Source organism: Sphingobium sp. L-44 (genome assembly GCF_056859495.1).
Genome location: NZ_JBSXOQ010000101.1, coordinates 1 through 10,357 on the forward strand (window position 1 = coordinate 1; position 10,357 = coordinate 10,357).

Genomic DNA, 10,357 nt, shown 5'->3' on the forward strand with positions numbered 1-10,357 from the left:
CGGATCGCCATTCAGGATTCACAAACGGCGTGATGTCTGATTCATGTGGCTCCGTGTTGAGGCGCGGAGCGGATGGATGGGGATCAAGCGGTATGAGCTAACCGAGGCGCAGTGGGCGAGGATAGCCCTTTTGCTGCCCGGCAAGGCCGGCGATCCGGGCCGAACGGGATCGGATAACCGATTGTTCGTGAACGGATGTTTGTGGATTTTACGCTCAGGCGCACACTGATGCGATCTGCCGGAACGCTACACCCGTTGGAAAACAGTTCATCGGCGTTTCAGCCGGTGGTGCCATGCTGGTGTATGGGAGCGGGTGTTCGACACGCTGACCGCCGACCGCGACAAGCAGTATCTGATGATCGACAGTACCATCGTCCGCGCCCATCAACAGGCGGCGACCGGAAAAGGGGGGCAAGGACCAGGCGCTGGGGCGTTCCCGAGGTGGACTGACGGCCAAGATCCACATGCTGGCGGATACGCTTGGCCGGCCATTACGCTTTCGCATCACATCGGGGCAGGCCAGCGACGTCACCGCCGCTCCTGACCTTCTGGAATGCCAGAAGGCCGAGGCCGTACTCGCCGACAAAGCCTATGACAGCAATGGCTTACGTGGAAGGATCGCCGCCATGAAGGCCGAAGCGGTCATCCCCTCGAAGCGTAATCGCAAGACCTTCATTCCGCACGACACAGCCATCTACAAGCACCGCAACCGGATCGAGCGATGCTTTGGCCGCCTCAAGCATTTCCGCCGCTTCGCTACACGCTACGATCGCCGCACCGCCCACTTCACCGGATTCGTTCATCTCGCCGCGGCTATGATCTGGCTGCCGTGAATGTCGATCCGCGCTAGAATGTCGTTTGGTATCGAGGGGTCTTTCAGTCGAAACATACTGGGTCTCCTTGTCACCCATTATGCCTCACCGCACACGAAATTTCTGACAGTCCCGCCGGTTGACGTGATTGAGTGAGCAAGGCGCAGCCTTGTTGCTGACCGTGGCGCGCACGGGCTTGCCACGGATTACCCCCTGTAAACGCAGATCGCGCATTAGCCGTTCGACGATGCATCGGGCGACGGCAAAGCCCTCGCGGTTGATCTGCCGCCAGACTTTGCGCACGCCGTGGACGCCGAAGTTCTCAGTAAAGACGCGTACCACCTCCGCCTTCAGATCCTGATCGCGCCGGGCTCAGATCGATAGCCGCTCCGGATCACGCCGTTGTACGACACGCTCGTGGTAGATGCACGGGACAATCGGTATCTGTCAGGATATGGCGCTTGCGCCCCTTGGTCTTCTTGTCCGCGTCATACCCCCGCGACCCGCCGCTTTCCGTGGCTTTGACGCTCTGGCTGTCGATCAGGCCAGCACTGGGTGAGCCCTGGCGGCCTGCAGCTTCGCGTCCGATCAGCAGCAGGGTATGGCTCGACGACAACCATAGTCTGTTGTCCAGCCAAAGATAGAACCAACGCCGCGCCGTCGAGACCGGCGGCAAACACGGCGGAAGCATCCGCCACGAGCTGCCGCCACGCAACAGATGCAGGATTGCCTCGACAATCCGCCTGAACGACCACTTGTGCGGCCGCCCTACATGCGAGGGCGGCGGAAAGAATGGCTCGAGCAGCGCCCATTCGGCATCGATCAAATCGCTTGGCCGCCAAGTCTGCACGCACATACTGCGTTTCAGTGGTATCGGCCCACATCGTTGATTTCCTTTAGTTTTTCGCAATACCGCTGAATCAACGACAGGATGCACTGTCAATATAACCAACTGATACGAAACAACTTAATTTCGGAGCAATCTCTGAGATCGAAACGATGGCCGCCCAGCGGGACGGATGATCCGCCTCGTGGCACTGCACCATCCGCACCGCCCGCGCCCAGCCTTCGGGCGAGCAGCCCGCCACGCTCGCGTCCGCGATCACATAGCCGCGCCCGTCCCCGCCGAGGGCGACCACGACGATGCCGCACGCATCGCCGCCAGCCGTCGCCGGCGGATCGACCGCCACCACCACCCGCGCCAGCGCGCCCGGCACATGCCGCACCCGGCACGCCTCCAGCGCCGCGCGGGTCCACAGCGCCCCTTCCGCCTCCTCGATCAGTTCGCCGTCCAATTCCTGCCGCCCCAGCCGCGTGCCGCCATAAAGGCGCGTCACATCAGCAACGAAGCCGGCCGCCAGATGCGCTGCATTGTCCGCCGTCCGCCCCCGCGTCAGCACCACATCGGCGCCGCCCATATCCTTGGCCCTTGCCACCAGCGCCCGCACCAGCGGCACCGGGCGCGGCGTCGTCGTCGCCACCACGCGCGGGTCCCGCCCCAGCCGCATCGCCATCATCATATTGTCCCAGGCCGCCTGCCCGCCCGGCCATTTGCCGATCTCGTCGGCCCAGCCATGGCTGAACTGCGGCCCGCGCAGGCTTTCGGGCTCCGCCGCGCCGAACAGGCGCGCCTGCGCACCATTGGGCCAGGTCAGCGTGCGCAGCGCCGGGGCATAGGCCGGCCTTGCCCACCAGGGCGCCACCGCCAGCACCCCGCTCGCCCCCTCCACCATCACGCTGCGCGCTTCGCCCAAAGTCGCGCCGACCAGCGCGATCCGCGCCTCGGGATCGCCCTCGGCAATGGCGCGCACCCATTCCGCCCCGGCCCGCGTCTTGCCGAAACCGCGCCCCGCCATCATCAGCCAGATGCGCCAGTCGCCCGCCGGCGCCAGTTGCGCCGGCCGCGCCAGGAAATGCCAGTCCCGCCCCAGCCGCTCGGCCGCATCGTCGCTCAGCCAGCGTGCCAGTTCGGGCCAGGCCGCCGCCTGCTCGACCCAGTCGCAATCGGCCATCTGCATCCCCGCCCCCTCCCCTTCTTCGTCATTCCCGCGAAGGCGGGACGCGGAGCGCACCGCAGGTAATCCATCTCCCGACCCTGCCTCGCGCAGGAGCCGGCACCATGAAGCCGCCCGCCCTCCAAATGACGCGCAACAAAAAAGGCCGTCCGCAGGCGGCCTTCTCCAAAAATCTCCGCGTCTCCGCGCGAACCAAAATCCTACTTACGCGGCGCCATCCCGCCAAAGGTCACCAGGCTCTCGGCCCCGTCCTTGGCCACCGCAGCGACACCGATGAAATGATCGTCGACCACGATATCCTTCAGCACCGTCTGCGTGCCGCCAGTCACGACCCGGCTGTCGCTCCAGTCCTGCTTGTCCGCGCGCCGCCAATAGACCTTGTAGCTAACCGCTCCCGGCACCGCGTCCCAAAAGACCCGCGTATCCATCGACAGCGCGCCATCGAGCGACACCGTCGCCGGCGCCGCCGGCGCATCGGCCAGTCGCCGCAAGGTCGCGACATTGAGCGCCGTCACCTTCGCCAGATAGGGAAAGTCCATGCCGTCGACCGTGTCGCCATAGACCCGGCCATTTTCGGTGCGCAGGTCCTGATGCTGCCGGTCATAATTCTCGATCCCCACCGAAAAGCGCACCGCCGGGAAGCCCAGGTCCAGGAAGGGCGAATGGTCGCCACCGCGCCCGAACCGGTCGAACCGCCGCACCGCCAGCACCTCCAGCCCGATCTTCGGGTCCGCCTGCGCAATGCCGTCGATCGCCTTGGCCAGCGCCCGCGACGGGCCGTCATCCTCGCCGCCGATCGCCCGGCGCGTCAGGTTCGCCTTGGCGTCGTCGCCCGCGCGAATCCCCTCGGAAAAAACCCGCACGCGATCCGCGACCACCTGGCCATTCTGGCCCACCGTGTTGCCGACAATGTCATTGTTCAGCATCGCCCGCACATGCCAGCCACGCGCCTTGGCCGTGGCCGCCAGCAGCTTGCCGCCCCACAGCCCCTGCTCCTCGCCCGACAGCAGCGCATAGACGATCGTGCCGTTATATTTCTGCCCGGCCAGCACCCGCGCCGCCTCGATCACCAGCGCCGTGCCCGACGCATTGTCATTGGCGCCCGGCGCATCGCTGCTGATGTTCATGACATCGGTCACGCGGCTATCGATATGCCCGGCGACGATCACCACCTCGTTCGGATCACCGCTGCCCTTCTGGATCGCCAGCACATCGACCACCTCGACGCCATCGGGCGCGCGCGGGCCGGTGAAGCGATCCGCCACCGTCTCGACGCTCAGGCAGCCGCCACAGCCCTTGCCAATCTTCTCGAACTCGGCCTTGCCCCAGGCCCGCGCCGCACCGATCCCGCGCTTGGGATCGGTCGCGCTCGACAGCGTATGGCGCGTGCCAAAGCTCACCAGCTTTTCCACGCTCGCCTTCAACCGCGCCGCATCGGGCGCGGCCGGCGCGGTGGGGGCCGCCAGCACTGGGGTTGCAAGGGCCGAAGCGGCGGCGAGCAGGATCAGTTTCTTCATCTGACCAGTCTCTTAGAGGCTTTTCCCGTCAGGTAAAATCATCTGATCGTTCATCCTCGACAGGCCGGCCCGCCATCGTCAGGCAGATGCCAGCCCCGCTTCCCGTCGCCGGACCTGATGCCCGATCGTTTTCCAGTCCAGACGGATATCCTCGCCTCTTCCATGCACGGCAATCGACGTCCCAATGGCGATGAGGGCCAGCATCAGACCGCCCAGCGTATCCACCAGATAATGGCCGCCGACCGGCACGGCCGATGCGAACATCACCATGTTCAGCAGCAGAAACGGCCAGCGCAGCCAGGGGAAGGGCCAGAAGGCAAATATCAGAAGGATCGCCGATGCCGCATGAAAACTCGGCATGGTGATGATCCCCGTCAGCGCATCGCTGTCCAGCGTGGCCTTGGCCCCGGACCGCAGTTCCTCCATCAACGCCTCCAAATGCCAGGAAGCCCAGGCGGTCGCGCCCGGCATCTGCGCCGGATCGACATTATAATGATGGATGCAGCCACCGCCGGAAAGAAGGGGAACATCACTATCGTCAGCAACAAACACATGCCCCAGGCGGTCATGAACCGATAGGCCAGCGCTGGATGCCCCAGCCCGCAAAGCAGCAATATCGCCAACTGCGGTTGCCAGTTGATCGCGGCATAAGCGTGGATCAACAAGGTCGCGATCCGCGGACTGGCCTGAAACCACGCCATCATCGCCAGCCAGTCGAAATATAGCGCACGGTCCGCTGCGGCCAGCATCGTATCCGCATAGGGCAATGCCGTTCGCGCCAGCGCCGCACAGCCCAGCGCAGCTGTCGCTGCCATGAAGTAGAACAGCCCGGTAAGCACCAATATATGGCCCAGCCGCTGACCGCTCCCTTCCCGCGCTGCCATGGCAGCATTCCCGGATGGCGTGCGGCGAAGAATATAAAGTCCGCTGGCCAAGAATATGATGATTGCAACATAGAGCGGCGCCAGATCCACGATGTCGACGTGGAAGGACTGCACCGTCGCGGCAGCCGCCAGCAGGATCGTCATCAGCATCGCAAGCAGAATGACCGGCCATGAATGCCGAAAATCGCGGAGACATGCCGCACACACGCTGCGCACGCGAACGACAATATTGCCGATCACCAAAACCCCCACAGATCTTTACCCCGCAGAGGCGGCTATAGCCAATCCATGTATGAAACATTAAGAAACAAATATTGTCATCATTGAAAACTGCACGTTCTATATTGTCCACCGCATAATATAGTGAGCGGCACACCGCGCGCCTTCATTCCTCCATCATCCGATGCGCCGACATCACCGCCGGATCGTTGTTGATCACATGCAGATAGGCGGTGCGTTCCGCCGTCCCACATTGGCGCTTTACCAGCCCGCCGCCTTCCGTTCAGCCGGCGTCCGCCGCATCGCGGCGCCAATGCACGATCGTCACCGCCATCAGCGACAGCACCAGCATCGGCAACGCCGCCATCGCCTTCGCCACCCACGGATACGCGACCAGCCATTCCATCATCAGCGCGACCAGCACCGATCCGCTCCAAAACAAGGCCCCGCACAAGGCCAGGCTGGCCAGGACGATCCCGATCCGCATCGTCATTCTTCCACCACCCGCTGCGCAGCGATCACCGCCGGATCGCTGTCGATCGCGTGCAGATAGGCGGTGCGCTCGGCGGTCCCGCGCTTCAGCTTCGCCAGCCCGCGCACCTGGTCCTGCGTCAGCATGATCCGCACATAGCCGCGATCGACCAGGCACTGGTCCAGCGCCGCCTGCAATTGCGCGCGCACGTCGCTGCGCGTCATCGCCTGATATTTCGCGCCGAAATTCGCCGTCCGCCGCGCCACATTGACGTCGTCATGATGCATGCCGATATTCGCCGCCGCCATCAGCGGGCTGGCATCGCTATCGCCGCCATAGGTTCGCAGGATCATCGCCAGGTCGACCATGCTCAGCGCATCCAGCGCCTGCGCCGTCTCAGGTCGCACCGTCACCGCCCTGTCCCGCGTTGCCTCCGCGCAGGCCCCCGCATCGCCGGCATAGTCGGCCAGCGACACACCCGCCTTGGCCCAGCTTGTCGGCGGCGCGGCGCGCGCGCCAGCGGGCATCAGCAGCACCATCGGCGCCACCAGCATCAGCGCCATCCTGCTCCGGGTCACACGCCGCATCCTCGCCTCCTCAGCCCCAAAGCCCGTTCAGCGCCGCGCCCTCGCCCAGCGCCCGATCATCCAGATATGCAGCGCATGGATCGCCACCATGCCCGCCGCGATCGCCAGCAGCACAGGAATCACCAGCCCCTCCTGCCCGGCGCGCGGCGGCACCCACAAAGCCATCGCGCCAATGACCAGGATCAGCATCGTCCCCAGCACCGGCGTGAAGGCCAGCGCCACGGCCCGCGGCGCATGCCAGCTCACCGTCCCGGTCAGCGTCCATTGCATCGGCAGCCGGTCGATCGCCCGGAACCGCCGATCGGCGCGCACCGACAGCGCGATCATCGCCCCCGCCGCCGCCAACAGGATCAGCCCAACCAGCATCGCCCGATCTCCAAAGCCGCGCCCCGATCCTACCAGAAGAACCGCGCACCGGCAAAAGCCGACGGTGCGAAGGGCGAGCCTCGACTATCTCCCGCCCTTACTTCGCTACGCTAGCAATGACGATGCCGGGTTTTGACGGCTAACGGTGAGAAGCTGCCATCCTCACCCCGGCCTTGAGCCGGGGTCCCGCTTCTTTATCTGTAGCATCGAAAAGCGGGATGCCGGGTCAAGCCCGGCATGACGGATGTGGGTAGGGCGACTAACGACCAGAAGCAGACGTTTCTCATTCCTCCCCAAGCTTGTCTTGGGGAGGTGGCAGCGCGAAGCGCTGACGGAGGGGAATGGCGTAAACGCAGTCCTTTAGCCCCTCCACCGCCTTCGGCGGTCCCCCTCCCCAGGCAAGATTGGGGAGGATTTTCGGACAGTCCCCTTCCCGCCCTCGGATCAAAAGCTGTTCTCAATCAGGTGGCAGCCGATAGGATTTCACCTGGGCTCTCGGAAAATTGATGGCTGTCACCTGATCATAGGCGTTGCCCATCAGCACGCGAACCGATTGCGGCTTTTCCGAAAGATAGAAGCCGACCGCACCCGATCCGGCGCCAAGGCGTGTGTCGCGCTGCATTATCACGATTGCGCCGAGCACAGGATCCTCGATCTCCTGCCCCCAATTCTCCCAGCTCAACGCGCGGCCGGGCGCGGCCGGGCAAGGCTTGCCCACCTGCTTGAACGTCCAGCACATGAAAGATCCGACCCATGGAACTGCGTCATCGGCAGGCAGGCCCGCGGCCTTGTTATAAGCGATGATGCGCGGATTGCTTTCCGGCCCCGGAATTTCCCGCTGCCCTATCTCGCCCTGGGCCACGCGCATCCAGGCGGCAGCCTTCGTCTTCGTCGCGGCCTCGACCAAAGAGGCATCCTCTGCCGTATAATTGGTCGCACTCGCCGTGCTGGCGATGACCGGCGGGGGGACCGCCTGCCCCTCATCGACATTGGCCGTCGCGCGCAATTTGGACAGATAGTCATCGGACAGCGCGATATAGCCGGCCTGGGCAAACCACAGGAGGTTGAGCGCACGCTGGCGGGCTTGCACATTCACATCCGCATTTGACGGAACATCACTCGATTTCAGAATGATATTCGTTTCCAGTTCGCGTCTTTTTATGGCGTAGTCGGCGGCCTTGCCCAGTGCCGTCCCGATCAGCCCCAGCGCAGCCCCCATCAACACCACGCCGGTCGGCGTCAGCAGGAAATGAAATCCATCAGCTGTCGCGGTTCTTTTCCGCAGTTCAAAATCAGCCTTCTGAAGTTCCAGCTGCTCGCGCGCCAGTTGCTGATCCCGCCGCTTCAATCGCGCATCAATGGCGATCTTGGATCGCGCCAATCGGTCTTGATCGTTCACGACAACACCTCGATCAGCGCATGGATATTCACCGAATCATCTGCAATACATCATCAATATTATCCCGACCCCCGTCTACACGTAGTAATACATGCCCATTTTTGCGGCATTGCCGCGACAGCGCTGCCCCAGCGCGCCATCCATCGAAGTTTCCGGACAGATGCCCCCCACGAAAAGCCGGTGCCGCGCACAGGCCCTCCCCCTCACGTCCCCGCCGCCGCGCGGCGGCGGCGTATCGCTGCCAGCACCCGCTCGACGCTGGCGATCGCTGCGGGGCTGCCCGGTCCGGTCGCATCGCCCCGCGCCGCCCGGCGCGCCGCGACCTGGGCCGCATGCAGCTTCAGCAATTGCAGCCCCAGCGACGGATTGGGCGCGCGCTTGACCTTGCGGGTCTTCACCGCGCCCTCGCCATCCTCGATGATTTCCTCGCTCTCGCAGCCATGCAGCGCCAGCCGGATCAGCATCGCCTCGATCTCGCCATAGCCCTGCTCGATCGCCGCATCCCAGTCGCGCGCGAACTCCGCGTCGCGCTGCTTCAGGCCATAGGCCGCCTGCCGGCTCTTCCCCACGGTCCGCGCCGCCTCGCTGACATTGCAGGTCTCGGCCAGCTCCGCCAGGAAGCGCGCGCGGTCCTTCTGCGCCCAGCCATCCCTGCGCACCTGTCGCAATTGCGTGCGCACCCCGTCGCCCGCCGCCTGCCGCTGCGCCACGCGCTCCGGCCGCCCGGCCGCCCCCTTTCGCGCCGCCATCGCCCTCTCCCCCGATTATCCCGAACCATCGCCCCGCCGCGCGACCACGCGCCGCACGCCGCCATCGGCAGCAGCGCAGCGCGGCCTCGCCGGCACACCCAACGCCCAACGCAAAAGGGGCCGGCCCAATCGGACCAGCCCCTTTCGCCTCACCTGAAGGCAATATCTGTCAGCATCGCATCGCGGCGCCGGCATCCCAAAAGCCCCGCACCGTCAAGCACCAGCCCTCAAGGACCGACTGCCAATCCTGACCTGGAAGACCAGCCCAAAGGCTCAGCCCAAAGGCTCAGCCCCGAAGGCCGCCCTCGAAAACCCCGCCTTCCACAGCCCAGCCGACCCATCGCGCCACCACCGACCGAGGCCGGCGAGTCGCAATTATCGACTTTCCTCTTATCTGCCCGATCAGCGTGACGATGTCAAGAAAAATGTTCCATATGGGTTATACAGCCTTGCCCAGCATCCGCGCCTCCAGCGCCATCGCCCCGGCAAAGCTCGGCCGCGCCCGCAATCCGTCGAGCCAGGCCTTCACCCTGGGCCAGCGCCCGTCCTTCAACCCGCTGCTGCAATAGCAGGCATTGATCAGCGGACAGGCCACGGCAATGTCGGCCAAAGTGAAGCGATCCTCCACCAGCCAGCCGCTGTCGGGCAGAACCGCCTCCAGATAATCATAGATGCCCGGCATCTTCTCCGCCTGTGCCCGGTCGGCACGGGCCGGGTCATGCGGCATGTCGAGCAGCTTGCCGACCACCCGGTTGAAGAAGATGTCGACACCCACCGGCTGGGCGATGGTATCGGCAAATTCCTCATACCATATCGTCCGCGCCCGCGCCTTCGCCTCGGCCGGGATCAGGTTCGGCTCGGGATGCAGCGCATCCATATAGGTTATGATCGCGGTCGAATCGCTGATCGCGAAATCGCCGTCGACCAGGGCCGGGATCTTGCCGAAAGGGGACGCCCGCTCGAACTCTGCGCCGCCCTTGCCGAACCCGGCCGGCCGCACCTCGACCGCGATCCCCTTTTCCGCTGCAAAGACAATGACCTTGCGCACAAAGGGCGACGGCCGCGCGCCATAGATGATCATGCACCCACTCCTGCTTTTCTGGTGGTGGAGCACCGATCCTGCCAGACCAGTTGCATATTGCAACTGTCCACTTCTGTCCTGCCCGGCCCTGACCGCGCAATCCATTAGGTGTTCGACCGGAATTTCCACGCCCCCGCAAATCGGAAAGCCTTTGCAGGGGCAATCCGGGATGGGGGCGGTCATGGACAGACGCGCGTTTCTGGCGACGATGGCGGGCGCAGCGGGTGCGGCCGGCCTGGTCAGCTGCCATCAGGCC

The 10,357-nt window shown here is 64.6% G+C and carries 10 protein-coding genes and 3 pseudogenes; 1 reads left to right on the forward strand and 12 read right to left on the reverse strand.

Features of this window, described 5'->3' with window-relative positions; genetic code table 11:
• Positions 1 to 82 precede the first annotated feature (82 nt).
• Positions 83 to 833, forward strand: a pseudogene (locus AC13EK_RS16150) (IS5 family transposase).
• A 105-nt stretch (positions 834 to 938) separates the two neighbouring features.
• Here AC13EK_RS16150 and AC13EK_RS16155 read toward each other — a convergent pair.
• The 12 genes and pseudogenes from AC13EK_RS16155 to AC13EK_RS16210 form a co-directional block, all read right to left on the reverse strand.
• Positions 939 to 1,184, reverse strand: a pseudogene (locus AC13EK_RS16155) (IS3 family transposase); the annotation flags it as partial.
• 64 nt (positions 1,185 to 1,248) lie between these two features.
• Positions 1,249 to 1,696 (reverse strand): annotated as a pseudogene (locus tag AC13EK_RS16160) (transposase); the annotation flags it as partial.
• 36 nt (positions 1,697 to 1,732) lie between these two features.
• A complete protein-coding gene (locus AC13EK_RS16165) occupies positions 1,733 to 2,830 on the reverse strand; it encodes a terminase large subunit domain-containing protein (RefSeq protein ID WP_419183525.1) in 1,098 nt (365 codons plus the stop codon).
• A 197-nt stretch (positions 2,831 to 3,027) separates the two neighbouring features.
• Entirely contained in the window at positions 3,028 to 4,344 is a 1,317-nt protein-coding gene (locus AC13EK_RS16170) for a M28 family peptidase (RefSeq protein WP_069338519.1), read from the reverse strand.
• Between the two features lie 78 nt (positions 4,345 to 4,422).
• Positions 4,423 to 4,770 (reverse strand): phosphatase PAP2 family protein, encoded by a 348-nt coding sequence (locus AC13EK_RS16175; RefSeq protein ID WP_069338518.1) that lies wholly within the window; start codon positions 4,768 to 4,770, stop codon positions 4,423 to 4,425.
• On the reverse strand, positions 4,770 to 5,468 hold the full coding sequence (locus tag AC13EK_RS16180) for a phosphatase PAP2 family protein (protein WP_139150108.1): 699 nt from the start codon (positions 5,466 to 5,468) through the stop codon (positions 4,770 to 4,772). The genes AC13EK_RS16175 and AC13EK_RS16180 overlap by 1 nt, the downstream gene beginning before the upstream one ends.
• Before the next feature lie 262 nt (positions 5,469 to 5,730).
• Positions 5,731 to 5,934 carry a hypothetical protein gene (locus AC13EK_RS16185; RefSeq protein WP_277788370.1) on the reverse strand — a complete coding sequence of 68 codons (204 nt, stop codon included), beginning with the start codon at positions 5,932 to 5,934 and terminating at the stop codon, positions 5,731 to 5,733.
• Positions 5,935 to 5,936: 2 nt separating this feature from the next.
• Positions 5,937 to 6,506: a hypothetical protein gene (locus tag AC13EK_RS16190; RefSeq protein ID WP_069338516.1), complete on the reverse strand. Its 570-nt coding sequence runs from the start codon at positions 6,504 to 6,506 to the stop codon at positions 5,937 to 5,939.
• Between the two features lie 27 nt (positions 6,507 to 6,533).
• On the reverse strand, positions 6,534 to 6,872 hold the full coding sequence (locus AC13EK_RS16195; protein ID WP_069338515.1) for a hypothetical protein: 339 nt from the start codon (positions 6,870 to 6,872) through the stop codon (positions 6,534 to 6,536).
• Positions 6,873 to 7,329: 457 nt separating this feature from the next.
• A complete protein-coding gene (locus AC13EK_RS16200; protein WP_139150107.1) occupies positions 7,330 to 8,271 on the reverse strand; it encodes a TIGR02594 family protein in 942 nt (313 codons plus the stop codon).
• Between the two features lie 203 nt (positions 8,272 to 8,474).
• Positions 8,475 to 9,020: a hypothetical protein gene (locus AC13EK_RS16205; protein ID WP_069338513.1), complete on the reverse strand. Its 546-nt coding sequence runs from the start codon at positions 9,018 to 9,020 to the stop codon at positions 8,475 to 8,477.
• A gap of 439 nt (positions 9,021 to 9,459) precedes the next feature.
• The gene (locus AC13EK_RS16210) at positions 9,460 to 10,101 is read right to left on the reverse strand and encodes a glutathione S-transferase family protein (protein WP_069338512.1); all 642 of its coding nucleotides are present in this window, start codon (positions 10,099 to 10,101) and stop codon (positions 9,460 to 9,462) included.
• Positions 10,102 to 10,357 lie beyond the last annotated feature (256 nt).

Excerpts from the sequence above, each read along its gene's own strand:
- AC13EK_RS16210 (WP_069338512.1), bottom strand. The coding sequence starts at position 10,101 with ATGATCATCTATGGCGCGCGGCCGTCGCCCTTTGTGCGCAAGGTCATT.
- AC13EK_RS16165 (WP_419183525.1), bottom strand. The coding sequence starts at position 2,830 with ATGCAGATGGCCGATTGCGACTGGGTCGAGCAGGCGGCGGCCTGGCCC.
- AC13EK_RS16185 (WP_277788370.1), bottom strand. The coding sequence starts at position 5,934 with ATGCGGATCGGGATCGTCCTGGCCAGCCTGGCCTTGTGCGGGGCCTTG.
- AC13EK_RS16175 (WP_069338518.1), bottom strand. The coding sequence starts at position 4,770 with ATGGAGGAACTGCGGTCCGGGGCCAAGGCCACGCTGGACAGCGATGCG.
- AC13EK_RS16195 (WP_069338515.1), bottom strand. The coding sequence starts at position 6,872 with ATGCTGGTTGGGCTGATCCTGTTGGCGGCGGCGGGGGCGATGATCGCG.
- AC13EK_RS16170 (WP_069338519.1), bottom strand. The coding sequence starts at position 4,344 with ATGAAGAAACTGATCCTGCTCGCCGCCGCTTCGGCCCTTGCAACCCCA.
- AC13EK_RS16190 (WP_069338516.1), bottom strand. The coding sequence starts at position 6,506 with ATGCGGCGTGTGACCCGGAGCAGGATGGCGCTGATGCTGGTGGCGCCG.
- AC13EK_RS16205 (WP_069338513.1), bottom strand. The coding sequence starts at position 9,020 with ATGGCGGCGCGAAAGGGGGCGGCCGGGCGGCCGGAGCGCGTGGCGCAG.